This window comes from Mucilaginibacter sp. OAE612, assembly GCF_041806395.1.
Taxonomy (GTDB): Bacteria; Bacteroidota; Bacteroidia; order Sphingobacteriales; family Sphingobacteriaceae; genus Mucilaginibacter; species Mucilaginibacter rubeus.
Genome location: NZ_JBGMUW010000001.1, coordinates 6660256 through 6686471, shown reverse-complemented (window position 1 = coordinate 6686471; position 26216 = coordinate 6660256). Strand labels below are relative to the sequence as shown.

The following is a 26216-nucleotide window of genomic DNA, read 5'->3' as shown; positions in this document are numbered from 1 at the left end:
GTTCAGCTATAAAGGAAAAAGCTATGAAATACCTATTTGCACAAAAAAACAATACCGGACTATGGATCACAGCCGGCATAACAGGAGTTTTGGCAGCAGGCGCGGGGATCTGGTTTTACTTGCGTGGCAAAAAATCAGATGAAACAGCCGGCCCACAAAAAGAACACGTCCAGGACTATCTTGAAGCCAAACACCCCAAAAAGAAAAAACATAAAACCGATGTGGATGAGCTGGCAGACCTGGTACATCATCAGGCAACCTGAAAAGACTGTATACCCCTAACTGGTCGGAGTTAAGCAGCCAGCAAACTCCGACCAGGAGGGTTGCCGGCACGAACCAAACCGGAAGTAATACGACAACTATTATTAAGTAAACGTTATCTATGTGAGGGAAACGTACCGGTACTTAAACAAGTATTTACTCTTCTGATGTTAGCATTACAGCGCACAGCGCTCTTATTGTTTCAGCTAACTTGCCTTCGGCGTTTAACGCTATAAGTTCTGTCTCCCTAAAAGCACGTTTATGTGATTTCCCCTCGTGCTTCGCCTCTATAGTAATAAAGGCTTCAGCGTTTAAGCTATCAGGGCCTGATCTCGTTACCTTTAAAACTTCGAAGTTAGGCTCGAAAATCTCTTTTATTTTATCAATTATCTCCATATCTCAAAAATAAATGTATTGGTTTTAAAAAACATCAGATCAAATCGGGCTATTTTTCACATTTACTTATGTCTTGCTTTTAATAATCAACATTTGATTACCTCCTTTTTGAAATTCGTAATCCACTTTTTGTATATCAATATTAAAATCGCCGCCAAGCACCTCAAGTAATTCGTCAAAAAACAGGGGAGCCCCGGCATTGAGGTTCAATATTGGGAAGATCCGCAATTCGGGGCATATGCGCATGATCTCCTGTATCGCTTCCGTATGAAACTTTAACCCCAGATTATCATACAGCAATAAAAAATGAGAGCTTAGGCCCAACTCAAATGCATTATCAGCGAAAGAGGTTTTAGCGGGCATGGCATGTTTAATATATCTTTGCCGAAAGCAGTCCTGGTCAAAATCCCGCAGAAAATGGTTCATTGCGGTCATTCTTATTTCCTGCAGTTCTTCCACATCTTTAATGTTGTTCCAAACAAACTTATCGGCGTTAGCCCTCACCTGGCCTATCACTTCTACACAGGTTTCATCAATCCGTTTTCTGATATCATCAGTCGAAAATTGATATAAAGGATCGATGGAGGTAACCTGCTTACCCATTGCGTGCATCTCCGCATTAAAACTTGCCGGACCATCACCTATACTGACAATCTTTTTGGTAACATCATTGGCGCTAAGGTTAAACATTTGCTGATATTCGGTAAACGTGCGGCCCCAGGGCACAACGTTATTTAGTTCAAAAGCCATTATTGTAATTTTGTTATAGATAAAAAAACGGACCTATATAATGATACTGCCGGACGGATACTGAAAAAAGGACTAATACCTGATAGTCGTTATGATTCCGGCTGCACAAAGCTGTGACGCCACCAATTGAGTTTGGTTATGTGATAATTGATCATTGATGGGCAAGATATGATTAAAGACTGGCAATAGCAAGGTTTGTTATTTATTCCAAATGCAAACCAACATAAGGCTGACGTCGTCTCTGCTTCCATAAGGCTATTGCACCTGATGCATATGCCGAACACAGCGACAGCCACGACAGGTAACACTGTTTTGAATTGGGTTTAAGGTCCCCTAAAAACCAAAAAGAGCAGATGCTCATCCAACACCTGCTCTTTTTAAAGATCTTTAATTTTGTGCCATTTTCAAACAGTTGCACTTCTGAATTTTTTACAGTTTAATTTCTTCGTCTTTTGATGAGAAGAAATGGAACTCCGTTATTTGGTACGATGGGTTACTTTTAACCTTTATCCATTGGCCATATTTTATAAACCACTTCATTTGGCGGTTATAGATACCTTTTTTAATAAAGGCTTCAATATATGGGTGCACACACAGAGTTATTCCTTTTTCGTTTTGCTCGGTAAGGATGTAATTGAAATTGTTTTCAATATCATCCATCAGCAAAATGGTTGGCCTTATAGTGCCAGTTCCGTTACAGGTAGGGCAAACCTCGCTGGTAACGATGTTCATTTCGGGCCTTACCCGCTGACGGGTGATCTGCACCAATCCAAATTTGCTCGGAGGCAAAATGGTGTGCTTGGCACGGTCGTACTGCATTTCGGCACGCAGAAAATCAAAAAGCTCCTTACGGTTCTGCGGTTTGTGCATATCGATAAAATCGATCACCACAATGCCACCCATATCGCGAAGGCGTAACTGCCTTGCAATTTCTTTGGCAGCTTCTTTGTTTACCTGGTAAGCGTTCTCTTCCTGGTTTTCTTTGCTGGCTGTGCGGTTACCGCTGTTTACGTCAATGACGTGCAGGGCTTCGGTATGCTCAATTACCAGGTAAGCGCCACCGGCAAGGTTAACTGTTTTACCAAATGCGCCTTTAATCTGCTTTTCGATACCGAAATGGTCAAATATAGGCTCCTTATGCTTGTGCATGCGGACTATGCTCTCCATATCGGGCGAGATTTCATGAATGTATGACCGAATTTCTTCGAACATACTATTGTCATTGGTATAAATGTGCTGAAAATCGGGGTTCAAAATATCCCTGAGGATAGTTGATGTACGCCCAATTTCGCCCAATACCTTTTTTGAAGGCTCAACAGATGGCAGCTTGGTAATAAACTGTTCCCATTTCGAGATCAGGTCAAGCAGATCTTTCTGTAGTTCATCAACCCCTTTACCTTCGGAAACTGTACGGATGATAACGCCAAAATGCTTTGGCTTAATGCTTTCAACTACTTTACGGAGGCGTGTACGTTCAGTATTGCTTTTTATCTTTTTCGAAATAGAAATTGCTTCCGAAAAGGGTACTAAAACAACATACCGGCCCGCTATCGACAGGTCGGAACTTAAACGCGGCCCCTTAGTTGATATGGGTTCTTTAGCTATCTGTACCGGGATAAGCTGGTTTTTGGTCAATATCTCGGAGATTTTGCCTCCTTTATTGATATCTGCCTCAAGCTTAAACCCATCCAGTAGCTTTGACTGATATCCCCCGCTACGTACCTGCTTGGTTAGTTTAAGCAGGCTCTGCACCTGCGGACCAAGATCAAGATAATGCAAAAAGGCATCCTTCTCATAGCCAACGTCAACAAAGGCGGCATTTAAACTGGGCATGATCTTTTTGATGCGGCCCAGGTAAATATCGCCAACTGTATAGTTGTTGCTTACCTGTTCTTTGTGAAGCTCTACGAGTTGTTTATCCTGTAATAATGCAATGGTAGCCCCGTTGGGGGATGAATCGATAATTAATTCCTTTATCAATTGCTACTCCATTTCTTATAACGGTAAAAACCGTGTGTTAATAAGTGGGTAAAAAACACTAATAAATAAAAAGTACCCACCCCGGTTTGGGGCAGGTAAAATCACTAATGTTTAGTCTTAAGTCGTTGGTCGAAAGTTTAAAGTCAGAAAAAAAGACTTTGTACTTAAGACTAAGAACTATCGACTTAACATAAATGCTTATTTCTTTTTATGTCTGTTTTTTCTTAAACGTTTTTTACGTTTGTGGGTAGCCATTTTGTGTCTTTTACGTTTTTTACCGCTCGGCATAATAATAATTTTAAAATGTGTGTTAGTTATTTAATTCCTTAATATATCCATCAATGCGCTGACTGAAAACAGGGTCAGGCATCATTTCTTTGCATTTCTGGTAAGCGTCAATAGCTTCCTTTTTCATGCCTAATTGCTTATAGCTTTCGGCTAAATAGAAAGTAGGTTCCAGTTCCTGCTTTTGTGCAAGCAGTGTTTTAAACCTGCTTACCGCTTTTTCATACTGACCCGATTTCATGGCGAACATACCTAAGTTAAGGTTAGCGTTCCAATTTTTCGGGTCTTTTTTAACAACCTCAAGCAACAGCGCTATACCCTGCATAGGGCCTGCTGCGCCATTAACGTAAGCTATGCCCAACCCGGTTTTACCTTCAAGGCTTTCGGGTTGTAATTTCAAAGCATTTTGAAATGCTTCGGCAGCATCATTCACAAACGCAGGTTGAAATAAAGTATCCTGTGTAAGTTTATATGCATCATTAAAACGGTTACCTGCATTTATCCAGTCTTGTACCTTGTTTTCTTTACGGGCTAATGCCTGGTAATAAAACGCTGCAGGTGCGGGCTGGTTAACATCATCCCAGTGCTTGGCAAGCTGCGCTTGCAAAGATGGCGCATCTGCGTCTGATGCTTTTTTTAACTGGGCTTCAAGGTCATTGATCTTAGCCGCCAATGCATCCCCAATAGCTGCTTTGGCAGGGGCCGACACCATATCAACGGTAACATTAGCTGCCGGTTTAACAGCGCCTGCTGAGGCGGCCATGGCCGGTTTGCCGTTTTTATCGTCTTTTGGTTTTACCAAACCTTTTACGGGCAACCAATACAAATAGCCCATAATAACAACTACGGCTGCACTAACGACTATTTGTTTTTTATTCATGATGGCGTATAATTATTTTTTGCTGGTTTTGTTACCTGACTTTACTTTCTCAACAAAAGTTTTGGCCGGTTTAAAGCTTGGCACAAAGTGCTCAGGGATAATGATGGCAGTATTTTTTGAAATGTTACGTGCTGTTTTCTTAGCTCTTTTTTTAACCACAAAGCTACCGAACCCTCTTACATATACGTTTTCGCCGCCAACCATTGAGCTTTTAACAACTTTGAAAAACGCCTCAACAGTTTCCTGCACGTCTACTTTCTCTATACCTGTTTTTGATGAGATTTCAGTTATAATTTCTGCCTTAGTCATATCTTATTTACTTAATTTAATTTTATAAATACTTAACTGTTTTGGGGTTGCAAAAGTATTGCTTTATCCGTTAACAGCGAAATATTTATCCGTTTTTTTTTGCCAGGGCCGTAAAACCTACATTTTCGTTACAATTTTGAGTATGAGAGGCTTATAAATTACTGGTTAAACATCAATTTGCCGGTGTAAAGAAGTGTGAAAAAAAGTATGAAAATCTATCAATCCAACTGGTAGTAAAGGGCTTGTACTTTCACAGGTTAGTTGCCAATATTTATCTCTGATTTTTAAATATCAACTCCCCGGCCTCCTGGCTTTCTTCCTGGTTCCTGAATCTTAATTTCATATCTCCCAACCCTCCCTCCTCTTGTTGGTTCTTGATTGTCTGCCTCATGACCCTCCCTCTATGCCTCCTGCCCTCCTCTCTTGATTCCTGATTCTTGCCTTCTTGTTTCTTGCCTTCTTGTTTCTTAATTACTTTTACAACAATGAATTTTACCGACGAAGTGGTACAATGGTACTTAAACAACAAACGAAACCTGCCCTGGCGTAATACTACCGATCCTTATGTGATCTGGCTATCTGAAATCATACTGCAGCAAACCCGGGTAGAACAGGGTATGCCATATTTTTATCGCTTCCTGGAAAAATATCCTGATGTAAGCAGTTTTGCCGCTGCTCATGAAGATGAAATCCTGAAGCTATGGCAGGGACTGGGTTACTACTCCAGGGGGCGCAACATGCTAAAAACGGCCCGGTTGGTACAGGAGCTCCATAACGGCCGTTTCCCGGATAGCTATAATGAACTGATAAAACTAAAAGGTATTGGCGAATATACGGCTGCCGCCATCGCTTCGTTTGCGGCTAATGAAGCCAAAGCCGTGGTAGACGGTAACGTTTACCGTGTACTGGCGCGATACCTGGGTATCTATGAACCAATCAACTCAATCGGGGGTAAAAAAACATTTCAACAGGCTGCCAATGATTTTCTTAATAAGAAAATTCCGGGACTGCACAATCAGGCCATGATGGAGTTTGGCGCCATGCTGTGCAAACCTAAAAATCCGGCCTGTGGTATTTGCCCTGTCCGCCTGGGCTGCGTGGCCTTCAACACCAATGCTGTAGCCGCACTTCCGGTGAAATTAAAAACGGTAAAAGTACGTGAGCGCTTTTTTAATTATTTCCTGGTAACCAACGGCGATACCGTTTTGATGAACAAAAGGGGCGATAAAGACATCTGGGCCAATATGTTTGACTTACCTATGGTAGAAACAAGCTCACTTTTAACCCTGACAGCGCTATTGAAACACCTCGAAGTTTTAGCTGTTTTTGGTGATGATATTGAAGCTACTGAAATCTCGCCGGTGCATAAACACATCCTTACCCATCAGCGGCTTTTTGTAAGGCTGATAAAAATCAAAAACCAGCCACTCAAAACGCAGGAAAACTGGGTTAAAATTAACGTTCAAAACCTGCCGGAGTTAGCTTTACCAAAAATCATTTTTATATTATTAAAAAATATTTTTAATTTGTAAAATAATTTTGCGTTAATTTATGGCATGTCTGGAATAAACAAAGTAATACTCGTTGGCCACTTAGGCAAAGACCCTGAAGTGCGGAATTTAGAAGGTGGCGTATCTGTTACGAGTTTCCCTTTAGCTACTTCCGAAACTTTTAACAAAGATGGCCGCAAGGTTGAACAAACCGAATGGCATAATATTGTAATGTGGCGCGGACTGGCAGAAGTAGCGGCCAGGTTTCTTTCAAAAGGAAAGCTGGTTTATATTGAGGGCAAACTCCGCACCCGCTCATTTGAGGATAAGGAAGGCATAAAAAAATACACTACCGAAATTGTGGCCGAAAACTTCACTATGCTTGGCCGCAAGAGTGATTTTGATACCGAACCGTTAAAATCACCCTCAAAAAATGGGGACTCGTTTATAGATCATTTAAATGCCGAAGACTATTAAATTACCGATACTTACTAAAACATCTCCAAAAAAATGCCGGTAACACTTGTCACTGGCATTTTTCATATCCCGCAGAATTATAAATCGGTTATTGCTTAAAATAGTTCACACCCTGCGGCGCGGTACAATCGTCGGCCGGTCCGCATATATATGTCAACGTAAGTACATTCCCTCCGGCATTTAAAACCATAGTGTAGTTCGCCGTTACCGCAATGACGTTGCTAACCGCCGCCAGTTCGGAAACCGGACCAAAAGCATTGTTTTTGTTTTGATAATCGGTTATATCATACAAGGTTAACACCGAATTCTGGATCTTATACTTTCCAACCCTTTTTGACGCTGTTCCGATAAGCTTTTTGGAAACCGAGTCGATACTGGTCACAGTACCTTCAAATGTGTGATCGGTTTTAAAATCGTATTCATATTGTGTCCATTGTTTTGAAAAAGTAGCAGGAACAATCCATTTTCCGGATATGTTTAGCTCGCTGTTTGTTGCCCTCTCTTTATGGCAGCCCCAAAAAGCGGTTACTAAAACAATGGCTAACAAGCCTAATACTTTGGCGGGATTCGTAATTTGTTTCATATCAATGGTTACGCTTAAAAAAAGCATAATGATACAGCAGCATATTCTTTTTCCCGGCAAACGCAAAAGCCCTCATATAATGGACTATATGAGGGCTTTCCTGTTAATATGTTATCTTCCTCCCGGAGGGCATTTAGCTTTCAGATACTGTGTAAATAACGTGCGCAAATGCTGTGTTGTACCTTCGCCTTCCGATATCGAATGCGTACGGTTAGGGTACGACATTAGCTGAAACTGCCTGTTGTATTTCACCAGTTCATCAATCAGCAGCTCGGCATTTTTGTAATGCACATTATCATCGCCCGTACCATGAATGTAAAGCAGGTTGCCTTTCAAATTCTTAGCATAAGTAACCGGCGAACCTTTGATAAACACTGCACGGCCGGCATCATCGGTTGGTACGCCCATATAGCGCTCCTGGTAAATGTTATCATAAGTAAGCTGGTTGCCTACCGCCGCTACCGCTATCCCTGTTTTATAAATATCTCCATACTGGAACATCAGGTTAAGGGTTGATGAACCGCCGCCGCTCCAGCCGTGCACTGCTATACGGGCTGAATCGACAAATGGCCATTTCATGATCTCTTTGGCAGCCATAGCCTGATCGCGGATGTTGATGATACCTATGTTCTTGTAAATAGCCTTGCGCCAGGCTGTGCCTTTAGGGGCTGGAGCGCCACGACCTTCAACCGACATGTAAATATACCCGTCATCGGCCATACTGCCTTCATACAGCCTGTTACGGCCTGTCCCCCAGGTATCCGTTACGGTTTGTCCGGCCGGTTCGCCATAAACGGTAAACAGTACCGGGTATTTTTTATTGGGGTCGAAATTGGTTGGCTTTACCATCCAGCCGTCCATTTCAATGCCATCAACAGTTTTTACTTTGAAAAACTCGGGTTTATTTTTAGCGTTTTTATCAATGGCTATTACGGTACCGCCGATATGCTTGTGAGCTGGCAAACTGATCACCTCGCTTTGCGGGTGGGTATAGCTGTTACTGAAATTATGCAGCGCAACCTTGCCATTCGGCGAAATATCATAGCTATGCGTGCCCGGTTCATCAGCAGGCGAAACACGCTCGGCCGTGCCGCCGCTTAATTTTATTTTGTAAAGATATTTCTGTGTAGCATTATCCGGCGAAGCAATAAAGTATACATAACCCAGAGCTTCGTCGATCATGTCGATGCCAATCACATCATAGTTGCCTTTGGTGATCAGGCTTTCTTTGCCTTCGCGGGTTATTTTATACAAATGGCGCCAGCCGTCCTTTTCGCTCAGCCATAAAAAACTTTTACCTTTTTCAATCCAGCCCCAGCCTACCGGGTCGCCGCCGGCTACACGTGCTTTAACGTCAATCCATGAATCGTTGTGTTCTTCGCGGATTACGCGGGTGGTACCGTTTGACACGTTGCCTATAAACACGCGGCTTTCATTTTGCGCACGGTTTAGTTGTTCAAGAATAACTTCGTTTGAGTTATCGGCCCATTCCATATTAGGGATGTAATGCTGCACAGCATCGCCGGGTACATTGATCCAGGTAGTTGTACCGGTAGCGGTGTTAACAACGCCCACTTTACATGAGCTTGGATCTTCGCCCGCAACAGGGTACTCAACCGGCACAACATAGGGATAAACCGAATCGGTAGTGTTCAGCATCAAATAGGTTTTGATCTTGCTGGCGTCTAATTGCCAGTACGCAATTGATTTGCTATCCGGCGACCAGCGGAAACCATCGCGGCAGCCAAACTCTTCCTCATAAGCCCAGTCAAAAGTACCGTTGATAAGCGTTTGGGTACCATCGGTAGTTAATTGTTTTACCGAGCCATCGGCCAAATCTTCCATGTAAATGTTATGCCCGCTTACGTAAGCAGCTTTACTGCCATCGGGCGAAAATTTGGCGAACATCAGTGATGATGCCGGCAGGTTTTTACCCAACTGCCAAAGTTTTTTGGTGTTTGAATCATAAACCCAGTAATCGCCGCGGGTATCATAACGCCATACTTTTTTGGTATTGGTGTTGATGAGCACTTTTTTGTTATCATCGCTCACCGTAAACCTTTTAACACTGATAGGCGCTTTGCCTGCAGGCGTCAATTCTTCTTTGGTGATAAAAACAGTTTTTTTGGAGGTATCGCGGGCATCAATCATGATAATTTGCCCGCCGGTTATGCGGTAATACTGATAGCCGTCTTTTGTCCAGTTAACGGCGGCCCGTTGCGCCCGGGCCGTATTTTGCAGTAAGATTAATAATAGCGCAGTAAGGAAAAATAATCCCGAACGGTAAAATTTCATATACATTTAGTTTGAATTAATAGAGCGGCGTTATTTTTATTTATTAAATAACGTCACTGTAAATTTTGCGTTAAATTAGCACAATAAAGAACTCTAAAGCCCTCTGTAATGAAAAAAATACCTCTATTGCTCGCTGCCTGCATGTTATTTTTCGCATCGGTAAACGCCCAGCGGGCCGACAGGAGCAAGTTCATTAAAGACAGTTTAGACCTCTATATCAGCAAGGCCTTAACCAACTGGCGCGTGCCAGGCATAGCTGTTTGTATTGTGAAAGATAACAAGGTTGTGCTAATGAAAGGTTATGGTGTTAAAGAGCTTGGCCTCATGAACAAAGTTGATGAAAATACCCTGTTCATGATAGGCAGCAATACCAAGGCTTTCACGGCAACAGCGCTTGCCATGCTGGAGGCAAACAAAAAACTGTCATTAGATGACAAGGTAACCAAATACATACCTGAATTTAAGCTGGAAGACAAAAACGCAAGCGACCAGGTAATAGTGCGAGATCTCCTTTGCCACCGCCTCGGCTTCCGGACATTTCAGGGCGATTTTACTTTTTACAATACCAACCTTACACGCCAGGAGGTAATTCAGCGTTTGGGCAAGCTTAAAGCTACTTATCCGTTCCGTACACGCTGGGGATATACCAACGCGGCATTTTTAACGGCCGGCGAGATCATTCCGAAGGTTACCAACGGGCACTCATGGGAAGCTTACTTAAAGGAAGCCATTTTTGCACCACTGGGCATGGGCAATACTTTGGCCCTAAGCAAGGATTTGCCAACATCCTTAAACCGCACGGTGCCGCATACTATTGTCGACGGCAGGCTTACGCCAATCCCTTATTGCCAGATAGATGGGATCGCACCTGCGGGATCTATCAGCTCATCGGTAAATGACATGAGCAAATGGGTACTTGCTTTACTGAACGACGGTAAGGTTGGGCAGCGCCAGGTGATCCCTTCCGCAGCCATCCAGGCAACACGTGTGCCGCAGGATATCGTGAGTAGTGTTCATCATATGAATGGCGAAAATAACTTTGAGCTTTATGGCTTAGGCTGGTTTATCCAGGATTACTCGGGCCACAGGCTGGTGATGCATGATGGCGGGGTTAACGGCTATTTGTCGTCAGTAACGCTTTCGCCGCAGGATAACCTGGGCATCATCATATTAACCAATACCGATCAGAACCAGTTGTTTGAGGCCCTGCGCTGGGATATTTTAGATGCTTACTTCAAACAACCTTTCCGCAATTACAGCGAAGGTTATTTAAAACAATACAAAGCCAATATCGCAACCGAACAGGCCGAAGATAAAAAGTTGAGGGATTCTGTCCTGTTAAACCCCAAACCAATGTTGCTGCCAAACAAATATATTGGCAAGTACAGCAACGATTTTTATGGCAGCATGGAGGTTACCCAGGGCGAGGGCAACAACCTCGAAATGCGCTTTGAGCATCACCCTAAAATGTATGCCTTGCTAAAACCACTGGGCGGTAACCGCTTTTATGTGACTTTTTCTGACCCTACACTGGGGAAAGCTGTATTTCCGTTTATGGTACAAAACGGCGAGGTTACGGGAGTGCGCGTAAAAGTGGCTGATTTTGTAGAGCGGGGCGCGTATGATTTTAAAAAGAATTAGGGGAGTGACATTGCCGCCAACATCGTTGTTAAGTGTTTAAACCTGTTGGCCTCTGAAGGCAAAAATAACATACCCATCACGTCATGCTGAGTGTTTAAATCCATGAACTCTGAAGGTTAGATGACAAAGAGGGCCTGTCAGTCTGAGCCTGTCGAAGACTCGTGCGGAGAGGCCTGCCCACCATGCTTCGACGGGTTCAGTATGACACCCGTTTTAAGTTGTCATGGGTAGCCCGTCGAAGACTCGTGTGCAGAGCCTGCCGCCATACTTCGACGGGCTCAGTATGCCCCCCTTTTTTTAAGTTATCATGGGTAACTTACCTTAATTTAATTTAAGTCATGGTAAGGACGAAACTGTCCTATGGTAAAAATAAAGCTTGTTACTTCCTGAATAACCCTTCAAAAAACAGCGCCATAACATAAAATGCCATGGCGCTGAAAAAATATCTAAACAATTAAATCTTATTGCAGCACAATCTTACGGATACGGTTGTTATAATAGTCGGCTACGTAAACATTGTTGCCGGCATCAACTGCAATACCCTGCGGCGAGTTAAAGATCCCTGCAGTGCCAACACCTTCCGCAAAACCGCTTGTTCCGTTACCGGCAATTACTTTTAATACTTTATCCTTGGTAATCTCCAGGATCCTGCCATTCTGATCGGCTATGAAGAGATTCCAGCTTTTATCAAACGCAATGGCCGACGGGTTGCCAACAACTCCGGTCCGTTTATTACCGCCAACAAAAGTAGTAACAACGCCCGCCGGGGTTATTTTACGAATGGCATGATTAAGCGTTTCGGCTACATATATATTATTATTGGCATCAATAGCTATGCCGTTAGGCTTATTGAAAGTAGCGCTGGTTGCGGTTGCATTATCCAGGTAACTTGCGCCCCTGCTGCCTGCAAATGTGGTAACAACACCTGCCGGGGTTATTTTGCGGATCAGGTTATTACCCAAATCGGCCACAAAAATATTTCCGGAGCCATCAATTGCTAACCCGCGCGGACTGTTAAACGTTGCTTTGGTGCCCGTACCATCGGCATATCCGGCATCGCCGCTGCCTGCAAAAGTGCTTACCATACCTGCCGGGGTAATTTTACGGATATTATTATTGCCATAATCGGCTACATACATATTGCCTGTTGCATCGGTAACCAAACTTTGCGGAGCATAAAACTGTGCGGTGGCTATAGGGCCGTCAACATAGCCAATGCTACCGTTGCCGGAAAGTGTAGCGACATCTCCTGCTGCAGTAACTTTGCGTATGGCACTGTTAAATGAATCGGCTACATAAATATTGCCGTCGGCACCCACGGTTATCCCCTGCGGACTGTTGAAAAGAGCGGCGCCGCCCAAACCGTCAACAAAGTCGGCCGCGGTATTGCCCGCCAATGTGCTAACTGTTCCTCCTGTCGATGTTGTACCATCGCCGGTGGTAAACTGCACCACTTTACCGTAGCCTGTACCCGCGCTGTTTACAGCATATGCCCGTGCATAATAAGTTGTTTTAGGGCTTAAGCCGGTAAGCTTTGTAGTATAGGCGTACAAAATTACCGTATCGGTGGTTTTCTTATCGGCTGTGGTAGGAGTTTGATTGGTGGGGCTGTAACAGATACCGTAGCTGCTCAGGCTCACGTCAGTCGATCCATTAAATAAACCGCCTGTATAGGCTATGGTTCCACTTTCGGTAGTCACCACATCCATTGTGGTTAAATCAGGCACGGTTACGGGTGTAACGTTCCCTTTTTTACCACAGCTTGTGCCGGCCAAAGCAACGGCAAATAGAAACGCGGCAAATAAAATTGTTTTGGTAAAGCTTTTTTTCACGAGTTAGTTTAAAAGTTATATGTAGTAAGTAAGCAAAATTAACTTATCAATACGTAGCAAATTACTTTAAAGTAACATTTTAACAAATATTAACATACTTATTACTTACCAAAAAGCTCCGCCGCCCTGCAAACACAAATAAAACCGGTTAACTGCTTCCACACGGGGGCAAAATCATCAAAATCCGGCAACATTTTTGGTGTATACCTGTTATTAATTTACTATGAAACTCATAACGCTGTTCATATCCATTTTGATAGCTAATACAGCTATTGCGCAAAAACATGTACCACTGCCCCACGGAATGATATTTGGCGAAAAGCCCGACACGATAGCCTTGATGCCCGCCTCCAAACTGGAAGCTTTTATGGGTAAAAAAACACGGATCACTACGGCCGTTAGCGGTAAGGTTATTAAAGTAACTAAAGAAAAAGGCGGCTGGTTTGAAATGGATGCGGGTAACAACCGGGTTATAACAGCCCATTTTACCAATGCGGGGATAAACCTCCCCAGGCAATTGGCGGGCCGTACGGTAGTCATTTCAGGAATAGCAGCCAAACAATTTATTGCCGATGACCTGCAGCATATGGCCGGCGATACGGTTAGCGGCAAAAACCAGCATAAGGTAAATACCAACCCCGGCCGAAGGATCAGCTTTGAAGTAAAAGGATTAATGGTAGATAAATAAAGCTATTCAAGCCGGATAAACACCTACCCGTTTGTTACAATGAGCTGCCTTAATTTTTCAGAAACCTCGTTTTTGTTTACTGCAGATGCTTCGCGTTTGCATTTCATGTAATGCTCGCGGGCAATTTTTTCGGCCAGGTCGCCGATGGTTTTTACATGCATCTCTTTGCCAAAACGTCCCGCGAGTTTTAAACCCATCCCGGCTATTACCATACCGGCAATACCTATGGCCAGGTAATAAAAGGCCAGAACAAAGCTAACCACCAATATCATGGAAAACAGGTTAACTATCCATTGCTTGGGCTGAAGCAACCGGATCTGGAAACCCATCTCTTCTTCAATAGCGGCCACAGCCTCAATACGGCTATCGCGCGGAAAAAGATCAGCGAGTTTGGTTTGGGGCTTTATGATATCTTTATCATACCCCGATGATGTATTGATGGCATTACGGAGTTTGTAAAACGCCTGCTGTGTGGTACAGCCATCATTTGTTTTTTTTACCTTTTCAACAACAACGTCGCAAAGTTTACCAAAGTTTTGCACATCGTTTACCGATGTATCGTTTAAACTGATGTTAAATGATTTTTCAATTTTCACTAAAACATCATCCATATCTTCAGGATCAACACTCTTCAGGTTGATTTCCTGACCATTAGCCGTATTAACTTTCAATCTATAGCAACTAAATACAACAATAGTGAACCTGCAATTAGGGTTGCAGGTTCACGTTTATTAGCAATTAAACTACAAAGGCTGCAATTTAATGTTTTAATTATTTACTCAAATACATTGATTTCTCTTTGTACAAGTGCCTGAAGTATGGGTCCTGCAGGTTAGGGATAAAGCGGATAGCCTCACCTGTCGATTTCATTTCAGGGCCAAGCTCCTTGGTAACTTCAGGGAATTTATCAAATGAGAACACCGGTTCTTTGATAGCGTAGCCCCATAGTTTGCGCTCGATAGTAAAGTCGCTCAGCTTATTGGCCTCAAGCATAACCTTTGTGGCTATGTTGATGTATGGCACATCGTAGGCTTTGGCGATGAAAGGCACCGTACGTGAAGCACGCGGGTTGGCCTCAATCACATACACCTTATCATCCTTAACCGCGAATTGTATGTTAAGCAAACCGCGTACGTTAAGCGCTTTAGCTATCTTTTTGGTATATTCTTCTATCTGGTGGATTACATTGTCCGACAGATCGAACGGAGGCAATACAGCGAATGAATCGCCCGAGTGGATGCCTGCAGGCTCAATGTGTTCCATGATCCCAACAATGTGTACATCCTCGCCGTCGCTGATCGAGTCAGATTCGGCCTCGGCGGCACGGTCAAGGAAGTGGTCGATCAGTACGCGGTTGCCCGGCAGATTGCGCAGCAGGCTTACCACAGCTTTCTCCAGGTCTTCGTCGTTGATTACAATACTCATGCCTTGCCCGCCTAATACGTAGCTTGGGCGTACAAGCACCGGGTAACCAACCTTGTGGGCTACTTCAAGTGCTTCTTCAGCACTTTCGGCAACACCGTATTTAGGGTATGGTATATCAAGATCTTTCAGCAGGTCGGAGAAACGGCCGCGGTCTTCGGCAATATCCATGTCATTGAATGATGTACCAATGATCCGGATGCCGTGCTCGTGCATTTTCTCGGCCATTTTAAGCGCAGTTTGGCCACCCAGCTGAACAATTACCCCATAAGGTTTTTCAAGCTCGATGATCTCGCGTACATGCTCCCAGTAAACCGGCTCAAAGTACAGCTTATCGGCCATGTTAAAGTCGGTTGATACTGTTTCAGGGTTACAGTTAACCATGATGGCTTCAAAGCCTGCTTCTTTAGCAGCAAGTAAACCGTGCACACAACTGTAGTCGAACTCGATACCCTGGCCTATACGGTTAGGGCCTGAGCCTAATACGATGATCTTTTTCCGGTCAGATGCTACCGACTCATTTTCGCCTTCGTAGCTCGAATAGTAGTATGGAGTTTTAGCAGGGAACTCGGCAGCGCAGGTATCAACCATTTTGTAAACGCGGTGCATGCCCAGGGCTTTGCGGCGCTGGTAAACATCTTCCTCGGTTACGTTACCTAAAATGTGTGCTATCTGCACATCAGAGAAACCTTTTTGTTTTAGCGTGTACAGAAACTCCTCAGGAACGTTGTTCAATGAATAACGGCGAAGCTCTGTTTCCAGGTTAACCAACTCCTGGATCTGGTTCAGGAACCAGCGGTCGATCTTGGTTACTTTACGTACCGATTCGATTGGCACACCAAGGCTCAGGGCATCATAGATGTGGAACAACCTGTCCCAGCTCGGGTGCTCAAGGCTGGCCATGATCTCTTCGAGGTTACGGCTCTGGCGGCCATCGGCACCTAAACCGGCACGACCGATCTCGAGGCTTTGGCAGGCTTTCTGCAAGGCTTCTGTAAAGCTGCGGCCAATGCCCATCACCTCACCTACCGATTTCATCTGCAGGCCAAGTTCTTTATTAGCGCCTTTGAATTTATCAAAGTTCCAGCGAGGTATTTTAACGATCACATAATCCAAAGTAGGCTCAAAATAAGCCGAGGTTGTTTTGGTGATCTGGTTTTCAATTTCATCAAGATTATAACCTATGGCCAGCTTGGCAGCAATTTTAGCAATTGGATAACCGGTAGCTTTTGATGCAAGGGCTGAAGAGCGTGACACACGTGGGTTGATCTCGATAGCGATGATCGCTTCATCTGCAGGGTTTACCGAAAACTGCACGTTACAACCGCCGGCAAAGTTACCGATGGCGCGCATCATTTTGATAGCCTGGTTACGCATTTCCTGGTAGCAGCGGTCGCTCAGGGTCATGGCCGGGGCTACAGTGATCGAGTCGCCGGTGTGGATACCCATCGGATCAAAGTTCTCAATAGAGCAGATAATGATTACGTTATCGTTGCTATCGCGCAGCAACTCCAATTCGTATTCTTTCCAGCCTAACACAGCCTGCTCAACCAATACCTCGTGGGTTGGTGAAGCCTGTAAGCCACGGTTAAGGGCGGCATCAAAATCTTCCTTTCTGTGAACAAAACCTGCACCTTTACCACCCAGTGTGTAGCTTGGGCGAATAACCAGCGGGAAGCCAATTTCCTGCGCGCCTTCTTTACCTTCAAGAAAAGAGTTGGCGATTTTTGATTTGGCAACCCCTACGCCGATGTCAACCATCAGCTGGCGGAAAGCCTCACGGTTTTCGGTTTTTTCAATGGCGGCGATATCTACACCGATAACTTTAACGCCATATTTTTCCCAAATGCCGCGTTCAGACGCTTCGATACAAAGGTTCAACGCGGTTTGACCGCCCATGGTAGGCAGCACAGCGTCTATCTGCTGTTCGGTTAAAATTTTCTCAATGCTTTCGCAGGTGAGCGGCAGAAGGTAAACATGATCGCTGATAACTTTATCCGTCATGATAGTTGCCGGATTGCTGTTAATAATAGAAACGGAGATGCCTTCTTCTTTTAACGAGAGAGCGGCTTGTGAGCCGGAATAATCAAATTCGCAAGCCTGGCCGATAATGATTGGGCCGGAGCCAATGATCAGAACGGATTTGATGGAGGTGTCTTTGGGCATAGGGCTTTTTTTAAGTCAAAAGTTCTAAGTCAAAAGTCAAAGGCTGTTAAGCCTTTAAACGGTTTTTCCTATGCGCTGAAAGCCAAGAAATCCCGACTTCAGCGTCGGGGTGCAAAGATAGAGTTTTAACAAACACCATTCATGTTTTTTTTCAGATTTAATATTGTCGCCATAACACCGGGCCTTTTTTAAGTTTCGGAGCACATTTTCTTAAAACAATAGGCTTACTATTTCCGTAAAATCTCACTATATTTACTTACAGCCCGGCCTGTAATTTCCAATTGAACCTGTAATTGCGCCAGGGCGCAAATACGTTATATTTAAGGACTATGATAAAGAAGTCTGTTTTTCCGTTGCTTGCGGCTATTTTATTTTGGGGCAGCTGTGCTATGCTGCAATCAGTTGTTAAATCAACATTCCCGTATACCGCTACTATGGTTATCCCGGCGTCGGCCAAAGTTGATGAACCTGAAACCGCAATAAGCACGGGTAACAGCTTTGACCAGGATTTTACTAAAGATGGCAACAATGCCAGCAGGATAAGCGAGGTACGCATCATATCAGCCAAACTGCAGTCGAGCGACCCATCAGATTATAACATTGGCAACATAGCGTCATTAAGGGTATACATGGCTAAAAATGATGGCAGTGAAGAGGTAATGGTGGCCATACGTAAAGATATCCAACCCAACGCCGGCAACAGCATAGTACTTGACATTGACAACTCACACTTTTTAGACGAACTGGTGCGGCAGCCAAGCGTACGCATCCGGATGGTTTATCGCCTGCGTAAAGCTATGGCAACTGATGCCAGCCTGAAAGTATCATTGGGAATTGGATCGTACCCGGCTAATTAAGCTTACCTGCCTATCGCAAAAGAAACCGGAACGCTGTATCTAACTTTAACCGGAACGCCAAATTGTGTTCCCGGAACCCATTTTGGCGAGTTATTGAGCACCCGCACAGCTTCATCATCAATAATGGGAGCAACAGATTTACTCACTTTAATATCTGTTAATGTTCCATCCTTTTCCACAACGAAAGAAAGCACCACAGTACCTTCAATACCCTTACGCAGGGCATCATCGGGATATTTGATATTATTTGATAAAAACCTGCCGAACCGCTCAAGTCCGCCTTTAAATTGCGGAGGCAACCCACGAGATTTCAGGTAAGTATTAACTTTTCCCTCTTTAGTTGTAGCTGTGCCTGATATTAACACCCCGTTATCATAAATTTCGGTAAAAGTAGTTTTGAAGTCTTGAAAATCACCTTTCCACTGTCCATCGCGTGTACCGCCTTTTACAGGGCCTTCTTCTTCAACATAACCAAATTTGTTATCGTAACCTTTAAAGTAGCCATTACCCTCAGAAACCTGGTCGTTTCCCAATGAATCTTTATTGGCTATGATGAGGTAATTGCCAGACCTGTCGGCTGTACGGTCTTTATTACCTTCGGGATACGAAAACTGTGCGTATAACCTGCCATTGGGATAAAATTCCATATCCTCACCTGCCTTTACCCCGTTTTTATAGCTGATAACCGATTGCCTTTTGCCATTAGCATAGTAGGTAACACATTGCCCTTCAAATTGCGGCGGATCGATCTTTACAGATTTTCCGATGAGTTTTTGAGAGCCGCTGGGATAAAATTCAAAAACATTATATAACGTTGAAGCCGAGTCTGGCTCACGCACCACACGGATATAGTCGGCACTATCACGTATACCAACATACTTACCGTTATTTTTTATAAAATAAACATTTTGGCGCTGGGCATAGGCCCCGGTTGCAATAAGAAGAAAAAGGGTGATTGTAAAAAGCGGTTTCATAAATTGCGGCTTAGGCGCCGCTAATTTACTTAATCAATTTATTATCTGAATCGGGAAATATCAAAATTGGCTCATAATTCCGGGCTTCTTCAACCTCCATGTAGGCGTATGACATAATGATCACAATGTCGCCAACCTGTGCCAGGCGGGCGGTAGCGCCGTTAAGGCATACGGTGCCTGTTCCGCGTTCGCCTTTGATGACGTAAGTTTCAAAGCGTGCGCCGTTATTATTGTTCACTATCTGAACCTTTTCATTGGGGATGATATTTGCAGCCTCAATCAGGTCTTCATCAATAGTGATACTGCCCACATAGTTCAACTCGGCCTGCGTTACCTTAACCCGGTGAATTTTGGACTTTAATATTTCAATTATCATGGCGCAAAGTTAGGAATATTTAGTTCATGGTTCATAGTTGATAGTTCATAGTAATTGTTAGCTGATTGTAAATAGTTTATGGTTATTCTAAACCAACCCACTACCAGCAATTTTGCTAAAAGCCATGAACCATGATCTATGAACCACACGCTACCCAATCAACACATTATCAATCAATCTTGTTTTACCTACGCGTGCTGCAACAAGGGCAACAATAGTTTCGGATGCAGGGGCGGCATGATGCAGTGTTTTGCCATCGACTATTTCAAAATACTCCAGCTCAACGCCGGGTTCGTTGCTGATCATTTGGGCTGCCTGCTGCTGCAGGGTGTCAATTTTGTTGATATCGAAGTTTTCCTTAACCCAGTTAAGTGCTTTGGAGAGAATGAGCGAGTGTTCCCTGTCATACGGGGTCAGGTGGATATTCCTTGAGCTCATGGCCAGGCCATCGGGCTCACGCTCAATCGGGCACATCACCAGCTTAACGGGCATCTCCAGCACCTCAACCATTTTACTAATCACCATAAACTGCTGATAATCCTTCTGCCCAAAAAAAGCGATATCTGGCTTCACAATATTGAACAGCTTATTTACTACCTGAGTAACTCCCTGATAATGCCCGGGCCTGAATTTTCCTTCCAGCAGGTATTCCAGATCGCCCATGTCAAAATGCCATTTTTCATTATCAGCATACATCTCGGTAACCTGCGGATTAAACAAAATATCGCAGTTAACTTCTTCCAGGCGGCGGATATCATCTGTTATAGGGCGGGGGTATTTTTCAAGGTCCTTAGGATCGTTAAACTGTGTAGGGTTTACAAAAATACTGCAAACAACCTGGGTGCTTTGCTGCTTTGCCAGTTCAATTAAACCCAAGTGCCCTTTGTGCAATGCGCCCATGGTTGGTACAAAGCCAATTACTTTTACCGGCTTACGGTTAAAATAATCGGTTATCTCGTTTTTTGTGCTGAATATTTTCAACGTAATAGGTGTTACAAAATTTGGCAAAGGTGTACAATTGATTAAAAATAACCAAAAGTTACTTGCATAATTCGTTGGCAGTTTATATAATAATAGTTATATTTGCAAACTCAAATTTTTTGACTTCTTTACATTTTAAATACTGATTTAGTGATGGGTAAATCTAAGCTTTTGTTTATAACTCATGAAATGTCCCCTTTCCTTGAACTCACAAAAATTGCTGAAATAACACGCCAACTTCCGCAGGCCATGCAGGAGAAAGGTTACGAAATCCGTATCCTTATGCCGCGTTTCGGCAATATCAATGAGCGCAGGAACAGACTTCATGAAGTGATCAGGTTGTCGGGTATGAATATTATTATCGACGATAATGATAACCCGCTGATCATCAAAGTAGCATCTATCCCGGCGGCGCGTATGCAGGTGTATTTTTTGGATAATGAAGAATATTTTCAGCGTAAGCATGTGTTTGCAGACAAGGAAGGTAAATTTTACGCCGACAATGACGAGCGTATGATCTTCTTTTGCAAAGGTGCATTAGAAACTGTTAAAAAATTAGGCTGGGCGCCGGATGTGATCCATTGCCATGGCTGGATGAGCGCGCTTGTGCCTGCTTATCTAAAAACAACCTACAAAGACGATCCTACATTTAAGCACTCAAAAATCATTTACTCTATTTATGAAAATGATTTTAAAGAGCAATTGCACAATGACTTTGCTACAAAAGCCATCATGAGCAATATGAACGAGCAGCATGTGGAGCCGTACAAAGGCGGTACCAATTCGGCGCTGTATGCCGGTGCAATCCACTACTCAGACGGTATTGTTTTGGGCAGCCCTGATATTGATGCAGATGTGTTAAATAATGTTAAAAACAGCAATAAATCGGTTTTAGAATTTGATTCTACCGCAGATTTCGAAAATTATTACAATTTTTACGACGAAATTACCAACGACGAATTGGTGGATGTTGCATAAGACTTAATATTATATATGAAATTTTTCCGATTAGACTTATTGACCCTGTTAATAAGTCTTTTTATTTTGAACAGTTGTAAACGCCAGGATGGTATTGGTTTGGGCGTCAATGATCAAAACGAGATCAATGGCAACCTGATAGTTGATACCAACATCGTTATTAACACTGTTGTTGATGATACCGCGGCTACCTCGGGTCAAAACCGGACACCGCTTGCCAACTTTACCGACCCGGTATTCGGCACAACAAAAAGCATTGTTGCTTTAGGTGTTAACCTGCCTAACGGCGCCGCTTACACTGTTCCTGCAGGCACCCTGACAATTGACTCGGCTGTACTTGTGCTTAGATATTCTGACGGTTTTTATGGCGATTCGCTGGCTTCACGCTATAAAATAAACGTGTATCAGCTTCAACAAAAAGTAGAAAGCAAAACCTATTACAGCAACAACCACTGGGATGCCGACCTGGGCACTTTGCTTGGTTCTAAAACCTTCACAGCCCGTACGCATGATAGTATCACCATAGCACGCATCCGTACCGACACATTAGATACCGTTCAGCGCGTAGCACCTCAGTTACGTGTGCCGCTTAGTAAAGCCTTTATCTATAACAACCTTTTTAATGCAAGTGGTGCTGTACTTGCATCGCCAACAACTTTTCAAAGTACTGTAAAAGGCCTTTACCTTTCATTAGACAAGGCACAGGCCAGCGATGCCGGCGGTATTATCCAGCTTAATCTTGCATCATCTCACATTGATGTTTTTTATAAGGTTGTTACTGCCTCCACCAGTACAACATCCAGCGCCATTGATACGGCATCGGTAACCCTGCCGTTCTTTAACCGTGCTGCCGAAATTACGCATACCTACAGTACTACTATCCAGGCAGCACTGAATAATACGACAACATCACAAAATACGGTTTACCTCCAGGGGCTTGCAGGCTTAAGGGCTAAGCTTAGTTTCCCGGGCCTTGACAAGCTTGTTGACTCATCGGTAGTATTAAACCGTGCCGAAATTGTGATAACACCACGTGCCGGTTCAGGTGTACCTTATGCGCCTTTACCTAAGCTTACCATGTACAAGCTGGATATAGCCAAACAACGGGCACTGATACAGGATGCTTCGGCAAGTGACCCGCGTTCGCAAACAAGTTTATTTGGCGGCAGGTATGACCGTACCAAAAAAGAATACCACTTCCTGGTTACGGCTTTTGTTCAGGACCTGATCCGTAAAAAAACAGTTGATTACGGTACCTACATTGCCCCGGTTGATACTACACTTATTAACACCACAACTGGTATTGACGTGGCACCGTCAACACAAACGGCAGCCCGTACGGTGATAGTAGGGAGTGATAAGTCAACCCCGGGTTACAGCATCCGCATGAACATCATTTACACCAAGGTGCGCAAGTAAGATATCTCTCAATAAACAAAAGAATCCCCGCTTAGGGGATTTTTTTGTTTAAGACAAACACACTTCTTAAAATACTTTTTTAAGTATTTCAAAACTTCCTCATTTTCTAAAAAAATCAAAATAATTATTGCAGATATGTGTTATATAGCTGTTTATTTTGCGGCGTTTAACATTTATACTTGATTATTTTATGTGCGGAATTGTTGGTTATATAGGATTCAGGGATGCTTATCCCATCGTTATAAAAGGGCTTCACAGGCTTGAATACCGGGGCTATGACAGTGCCGGTGTTGCCCTGCTTGATCATGACCTTAAAGTTTATAAAAAGGCCGGCAAAGTTGAGGACCTTGAAAATTTTGTGAAGGGGATTGACCTGAAGGGGACAATTGGAATGGGCCATACCCGCTGGGCCACCCACGGCGAACCGAGCGACCGTAACTCGCACCCTCATTCATCGGGCGACAGGAGGCTTACCATTATCCACAACGGTATTATTGAAAACTATGGCGTGATCAAGGAAACCCTTGTGGCAAAAGGCCATGTTTTTAAAAGCGATACGGATACCGAGGTTTTAATACACCTGATTGAGGATATCCAAAAAGCAACCGGCCTTGATTTGAAAGACGCCGTGCGCGTGGCTTTAAACAAAGTAATTGGCGCATATGCCATCGTTATCATGAGTGCCGATGAGCCCGATCTGCTTATTGCAGCCCGTAAAGGCAGCCCGATGGTAATTGGCGTAGGCAAAGGCGAATACTTCATAGCTTCAGACGCTACACCTATTGTGGAGTACACTAAAAATGTGATCTACCTGAATGATAACGAAATTGCCTATGTACACCGTGAAAACCTGCTGGTAAAAAACATCGACAATTCGGTACAAACCCCCTATATCCAGGAACTGGACTTAAAACTGGAAATGCTGGAGAAAGGCGGCTACGATCATTTCATGATGAAAGAGATCTATGAGCAGCCCCGTTCCATCCGCGACTGCCTGCGCGGCCGTATTTACCCTCAGCAGGGCAAAGTTCAGCTGGGCGGCATTAAGGAATACACCGAGAAGCTTAAAAATGTTGACAGGATCATTATCGTGGCCTGCGGCACCTCCTGGCATGCAGGTTTGGTAGGCGAATACCTGATTGAGGAATATGCGCGTGTGCCGGTAGAAGTTGAATATGCCTCCGAGTTCAGGTACCGCAACCCAATCATTACCGAAAAAGACCTGGTGATAGCCATTTCCCAATCGGGAGAGACAGCAGATACCATGGCCGCCATTGAACTGGCTAAGGAAAAAGGCGCTACCATTTTCGGCATTTGCAATGTGGTCGGCGCATCTATTCCGCGTTTAACGCATGCGGGCGTTTATACCCATGCCGGGCCCGAAATTGGCGTAGCATCCACCAAAGCCTTCACCGCCCAGGTAAGCGTGTTAACACTAATAGCTTTTTATATAGCCCAGCAGCGGGGTAAAATCACCCAAAGCAAAATGGTTGAATATTTAACCGGCTTAAACGAGATCCCTAACCTGGTACAAGAAGCCCTGAAATCAAACGAACATATCCGGCAAATTGCAGCCCGGTTTAAAGATTCGACCAATTGCCTGTTCCTGGGCAGGGGCAGTTCATTCCCTGTAGCCCTGGAAGGCGCTTTAAAGCTCAAGGAGATCTCCTACATCCATGCCGAAGGTTATCCCGCCGCCGAGATGAAACATGGCCCTATCGCTTTAATTGACGACGAAATGCCTGTAGTATTCATCGCCACTAAACATTCATCGTACGAAAAGGTGATCAGTAACATACAGGAAGTAAAAGCCCGCAAAGGCCACGTAATTGCTATTGTATCCGAAGGCGATACCGAAGTAAAAGGCATGGCCGATTATGTGATAGAAATTCCGCAAACCAATGAGGCGTTTGTACCGTTAGTTGCAACCATCCCGCTGCAGTTACTGGCTTATCACATAGCTGTAATGCGCGGCTGTAACGTTGATCAGCCCCGTAACCTGGCCAAGTCGGTTACCGTTGAATAAGGGATAAAATCAGATTTTTACCAGCCCCTGCCAGTAACGGCAGGGGTTTTGTTATTTTTGGGAAGAAACAAATACCTGCTACCTATGAGTTTTGAAATGTTTACCCAGGCCGAGTCCTGGATCTCCCTGATCACACTTACGCTTTTGGAGATCGTTTTAGGGATCGACAACGTGATATTTATCTCCATCCTGTCTGATAAATTGCCTGCCGCCCAGCAAAGCAAGGGCAGGCGGATTGGCTTGGGCATGGCCATGATCACCCGTATCCTGCTGCTATTGTCCATTAGCTGGGTAATGACGCTTACCGCCCCCTTGTTTAACCTAAGTTCGGTTTTGAGTATTACCAGCCCGGAATGGGTTGAAAAATTGGCTATCTCCGGCCGCGACCTGATCCTGATCATCGGCGGCCTGTTCCTGATCTATAAAAGTACTGCCGAGATCCACCATAAAATTGAAGGTGAAGAAGAAAACGAAGGCGCAGTAAAAAAGCATTCGTTCTGGGGCACAATCATCCAGATCATGCTGCTGGACATCGTCTTCTCGCTCGATTCGGTGATCACCGCCGTAGGAATGGCCAGCCACGTGGAGATCATGATCTTAGCCGTTGTTATAGCCGTAGGCATTATGATGTGGGCATCAAACGGGGTAGCCTCATTTGTAAATAAGCACCCTACTGTAAAAATGCTGGCCCTTTCATTCCTGCTGCTGATTGGCGTTTCGCTTTTGGCCGAAGCTTTCGAACAGCATATCCCTAAAGGCTACATCTATTTCGCCATGGCGTTCTCTGTTTTGGTAGAGATGCTGAATTTAAAAATGAAAGCGAATAAGGGAAAGAAAGTGGTGAAGAAAGGATAATAAAAAACATCTCAATGTGAGTATTTAAATCCGGTTACCTCTGAAGGAGAAATGACAAAAGGGGCCTGTCAGTCTGAGCCCGTCGAAGACTCGCGCGCAGAGGCCTGCCCACCATGCTTCGAGAACCTACCCATGACACCTCTTCTTTTATTATGTCATGGATAGATAACGCGTTAGCCCCTTTAAGTCTCCCCAAAAAAGGGAGACTTAAAAAGCGGCATTTTTTAAAGTCCTCTCCTTTGGAGAGGGTTTGGGTGAGGCTAACTCGATCAATGACTTAATGACCCAATGACAA

The 26216-nt window shown here is 44.1% G+C and carries 23 protein-coding genes; 10 read left to right on the top strand and 13 right to left on the bottom strand.

The window, feature by feature from the left end:
- The first annotated feature begins 23 nt into the window (after positions 1–23).
- Entirely contained in the window at positions 24–263 is a 240-nt protein-coding gene (locus ABID99_RS28120) for a hypothetical protein (protein WP_176628780.1), read from the top strand.
- A gap of 154 nt (positions 264–417) precedes the next feature.
- On the opposite strand, the gene ABID99_RS28115 is transcribed toward ABID99_RS28120, so the two are convergent.
- The 5 genes from ABID99_RS28115 to ABID99_RS28095 form a co-directional block, all read right to left on the bottom strand.
- Entirely contained in the window at positions 418–657 is a 240-nt protein-coding gene (locus ABID99_RS28115; RefSeq protein ID WP_188834679.1) for a hypothetical protein, read from the bottom strand.
- 66 nt (positions 658–723) lie between these two features.
- The gene (locus tag ABID99_RS28110) at positions 724–1407 is read right to left on the bottom strand and encodes a hypothetical protein (RefSeq protein WP_373615813.1); all 684 of its coding nucleotides are present in this window, start codon (positions 1405–1407) and stop codon (positions 724–726) included.
- Positions 1408–1836: 429 nt separating this feature from the next.
- Positions 1837–3387: an Rne/Rng family ribonuclease gene (locus ABID99_RS28105; RefSeq protein WP_090534648.1), complete on the bottom strand. Its 1551-nt coding sequence runs from the start codon at positions 3385–3387 to the stop codon at positions 1837–1839.
- A gap of 310 nt (positions 3388–3697) precedes the next feature.
- A complete protein-coding gene (locus ABID99_RS28100; protein WP_373615812.1) occupies positions 3698–4552 on the bottom strand; it encodes a tetratricopeptide repeat protein in 855 nt (284 codons plus the stop codon).
- A 12-nt stretch (positions 4553–4564) separates the two neighbouring features.
- Positions 4565–4861: an HU family DNA-binding protein gene (locus ABID99_RS28095; RefSeq protein ID WP_090534644.1), complete on the bottom strand. Its 297-nt coding sequence runs from the start codon at positions 4859–4861 to the stop codon at positions 4565–4567.
- Between the two features lie 485 nt (positions 4862–5346).
- Between ABID99_RS28095 and mutY the strand changes: the two genes are divergently transcribed.
- Positions 5347–6393, top strand: coding sequence for an A/G-specific adenine glycosylase (gene mutY, locus ABID99_RS28090; RefSeq protein WP_373615811.1), 1047 nt, complete (start codon positions 5347–5349; stop codon positions 6391–6393).
- A gap of 24 nt (positions 6394–6417) precedes the next feature.
- Entirely contained in the window at positions 6418–6828 is a 411-nt protein-coding gene (locus tag ABID99_RS28085) for a single-stranded DNA-binding protein (protein ID WP_090534639.1), read from the top strand.
- Between the two features lie 88 nt (positions 6829–6916).
- On the opposite strand, the gene ABID99_RS28080 is transcribed toward ABID99_RS28085, so the two are convergent.
- Together ABID99_RS28080 and ABID99_RS28075 are read right to left on the bottom strand one after the other, a co-directional pair.
- Entirely contained in the window at positions 6917–7411 is a 495-nt protein-coding gene (locus ABID99_RS28080) for a hypothetical protein (RefSeq protein ID WP_373615810.1), read from the bottom strand.
- 111 nt (positions 7412–7522) lie between these two features.
- The gene (locus tag ABID99_RS28075; RefSeq protein ID WP_373615809.1) at positions 7523–9706 is read right to left on the bottom strand and encodes a S9 family peptidase; all 2184 of its coding nucleotides are present in this window, start codon (positions 9704–9706) and stop codon (positions 7523–7525) included.
- Between the two features lie 108 nt (positions 9707–9814).
- Here ABID99_RS28075 and ABID99_RS28070 point away from each other — a divergent pair, with 108 nt between their 5' ends.
- Complete coding sequence (locus tag ABID99_RS28070) at positions 9815–11347, top strand: serine hydrolase (protein WP_373615808.1); 1533 nt, start codon at positions 9815–9817, stop codon at positions 11345–11347.
- A gap of 461 nt (positions 11348–11808) precedes the next feature.
- Here ABID99_RS28070 and ABID99_RS28065 read toward each other — a convergent pair whose 3' ends face one another.
- The gene (locus ABID99_RS28065; RefSeq protein ID WP_373615807.1) at positions 11809–13179 is read right to left on the bottom strand and encodes an NHL repeat-containing protein; all 1371 of its coding nucleotides are present in this window, start codon (positions 13177–13179) and stop codon (positions 11809–11811) included.
- Positions 13180–13402: 223 nt separating this feature from the next.
- Between ABID99_RS28065 and ABID99_RS28060 the strand changes: the two genes are divergently transcribed.
- Positions 13403–13867 (top strand): DUF4920 domain-containing protein, encoded by a 465-nt coding sequence (locus ABID99_RS28060; RefSeq protein ID WP_373615806.1) that lies wholly within the window; start codon positions 13403–13405, stop codon positions 13865–13867.
- A 23-nt stretch (positions 13868–13890) separates the two neighbouring features.
- Here ABID99_RS28060 and ABID99_RS28055 read toward each other — a convergent pair whose 3' ends face one another.
- Together ABID99_RS28055 and carB are read right to left on the bottom strand one after the other, a co-directional pair.
- Complete coding sequence (locus ABID99_RS28055) at positions 13891–14538, bottom strand: hypothetical protein (protein WP_373615805.1); 648 nt, start codon at positions 14536–14538, stop codon at positions 13891–13893.
- Positions 14539–14638: 100 nt separating this feature from the next.
- Positions 14639–17455 carry a carbamoyl-phosphate synthase large subunit gene (gene carB, locus ABID99_RS28050; protein ID WP_354486949.1) on the bottom strand — a complete coding sequence of 939 codons (2817 nt, stop codon included), beginning with the start codon at positions 17453–17455 and terminating at the stop codon, positions 14639–14641.
- Positions 17456–17784: 329 nt separating this feature from the next.
- Between carB and ABID99_RS28045 the strand changes: the two genes are divergently transcribed.
- The gene (locus ABID99_RS28045; RefSeq protein ID WP_354486948.1) at positions 17785–18312 is read left to right on the top strand and encodes a hypothetical protein; all 528 of its coding nucleotides are present in this window, start codon (positions 17785–17787) and stop codon (positions 18310–18312) included.
- 2 nt (positions 18313–18314) lie between these two features.
- On the opposite strand, the gene ABID99_RS28040 is transcribed toward ABID99_RS28045, so the two are convergent.
- From ABID99_RS28040 to panC, 3 genes are all read right to left on the bottom strand, one after another.
- On the bottom strand, positions 18315–19286 hold the full coding sequence (locus ABID99_RS28040; RefSeq protein ID WP_354486947.1) for a TonB family protein: 972 nt from the start codon (positions 19284–19286) through the stop codon (positions 18315–18317).
- A 25-nt stretch (positions 19287–19311) separates the two neighbouring features.
- Positions 19312–19662 (bottom strand): aspartate 1-decarboxylase, encoded by a 351-nt coding sequence (gene panD, locus ABID99_RS28035; protein ID WP_090534618.1) that lies wholly within the window; start codon positions 19660–19662, stop codon positions 19312–19314.
- A 150-nt stretch (positions 19663–19812) separates the two neighbouring features.
- Positions 19813–20670 (bottom strand): pantoate--beta-alanine ligase, encoded by an 858-nt coding sequence (panC, locus tag ABID99_RS28030; protein ID WP_373615804.1) that lies wholly within the window; start codon positions 20668–20670, stop codon positions 19813–19815.
- A gap of 126 nt (positions 20671–20796) precedes the next feature.
- Here panC and ABID99_RS28025 point away from each other — a divergent pair, with 126 nt between their 5' ends.
- The 4 genes from ABID99_RS28025 (at position 20797) to ABID99_RS28010 (ending at position 25921) form a co-directional block, all read left to right on the top strand.
- The gene (locus ABID99_RS28025; RefSeq protein ID WP_091175730.1) at positions 20797–21621 is read left to right on the top strand and encodes a glycogen/starch synthase; all 825 of its coding nucleotides are present in this window, start codon (positions 20797–20799) and stop codon (positions 21619–21621) included.
- A gap of 15 nt (positions 21622–21636) precedes the next feature.
- A complete protein-coding gene (locus ABID99_RS28020) occupies positions 21637–23040 on the top strand; it encodes a DUF4270 family protein (protein WP_373615803.1) in 1404 nt (467 codons plus the stop codon).
- 190 nt (positions 23041–23230) lie between these two features.
- The gene (glmS, locus tag ABID99_RS28015) at positions 23231–25066 is read left to right on the top strand and encodes a glutamine--fructose-6-phosphate transaminase (isomerizing) (protein ID WP_188834666.1); all 1836 of its coding nucleotides are present in this window, start codon (positions 23231–23233) and stop codon (positions 25064–25066) included.
- An 84-nt stretch (positions 25067–25150) separates the two neighbouring features.
- A complete protein-coding gene (locus ABID99_RS28010; protein WP_373615802.1) occupies positions 25151–25921 on the top strand; it encodes a TerC family protein in 771 nt (256 codons plus the stop codon).
- The last annotated feature ends 295 nt before the right edge of the window (positions 25922–26216 follow it).

Excerpts from the sequence above, each read along its gene's own strand:
- ABID99_RS28120 (WP_176628780.1), top strand. The coding sequence starts at position 24 with ATGAAATACCTATTTGCACAAAAAAACAATACCGGACTATGGATCACA.
- ABID99_RS28115 (WP_188834679.1), bottom strand. The coding sequence starts at position 657 with ATGGAGATAATTGATAAAATAAAAGAGATTTTCGAGCCTAACTTCGAA.
- ABID99_RS28110 (WP_373615813.1), bottom strand. The coding sequence starts at position 1,407 with ATGGCTTTTGAACTAAATAACGTTGTGCCCTGGGGCCGCACGTTTACC.
- ABID99_RS28100 (WP_373615812.1), bottom strand. The coding sequence starts at position 4,552 with ATGAATAAAAAACAAATAGTCGTTAGTGCAGCCGTAGTTGTTATTATG.
- ABID99_RS28095 (WP_090534644.1), bottom strand. The coding sequence starts at position 4,861 with ATGACTAAGGCAGAAATTATAACTGAAATCTCATCAAAAACAGGTATA.
- mutY (WP_373615811.1), top strand. The coding sequence starts at position 5,347 with ATGAATTTTACCGACGAAGTGGTACAATGGTACTTAAACAACAAACGA.
- ABID99_RS28085 (WP_090534639.1), top strand. The coding sequence starts at position 6,418 with ATGTCTGGAATAAACAAAGTAATACTCGTTGGCCACTTAGGCAAAGAC.
- ABID99_RS28080 (WP_373615810.1), bottom strand. The coding sequence starts at position 7,411 with ATGAAACAAATTACGAATCCCGCCAAAGTATTAGGCTTGTTAGCCATT.
- ABID99_RS28075 (WP_373615809.1), bottom strand. The coding sequence starts at position 9,706 with ATGAAATTTTACCGTTCGGGATTATTTTTCCTTACTGCGCTATTATTA.
- ABID99_RS28070 (WP_373615808.1), top strand. The coding sequence starts at position 9,815 with ATGAAAAAAATACCTCTATTGCTCGCTGCCTGCATGTTATTTTTCGCA.
- ABID99_RS28060 (WP_373615806.1), top strand. The coding sequence starts at position 13,403 with ATGAAACTCATAACGCTGTTCATATCCATTTTGATAGCTAATACAGCT.
- carB (WP_354486949.1), bottom strand. The coding sequence starts at position 17,455 with ATGCCCAAAGACACCTCCATCAAATCCGTTCTGATCATTGGCTCCGGC.
- ABID99_RS28045 (WP_354486948.1), top strand. The coding sequence starts at position 17,785 with ATGATAAAGAAGTCTGTTTTTCCGTTGCTTGCGGCTATTTTATTTTGG.
- ABID99_RS28040 (WP_354486947.1), bottom strand. The coding sequence starts at position 19,286 with ATGAAACCGCTTTTTACAATCACCCTTTTTCTTCTTATTGCAACCGGG.
- panD (WP_090534618.1), bottom strand. The coding sequence starts at position 19,662 with ATGATAATTGAAATATTAAAGTCCAAAATTCACCGGGTTAAGGTAACG.
- ABID99_RS28025 (WP_091175730.1), top strand. The coding sequence starts at position 20,797 with ATGGGTAAATCTAAGCTTTTGTTTATAACTCATGAAATGTCCCCTTTC.
- ABID99_RS28020 (WP_373615803.1), top strand. The coding sequence starts at position 21,637 with ATGAAATTTTTCCGATTAGACTTATTGACCCTGTTAATAAGTCTTTTT.
- glmS (WP_188834666.1), top strand. The coding sequence starts at position 23,231 with ATGTGCGGAATTGTTGGTTATATAGGATTCAGGGATGCTTATCCCATC.
- ABID99_RS28010 (WP_373615802.1), top strand. The coding sequence starts at position 25,151 with ATGAGTTTTGAAATGTTTACCCAGGCCGAGTCCTGGATCTCCCTGATC.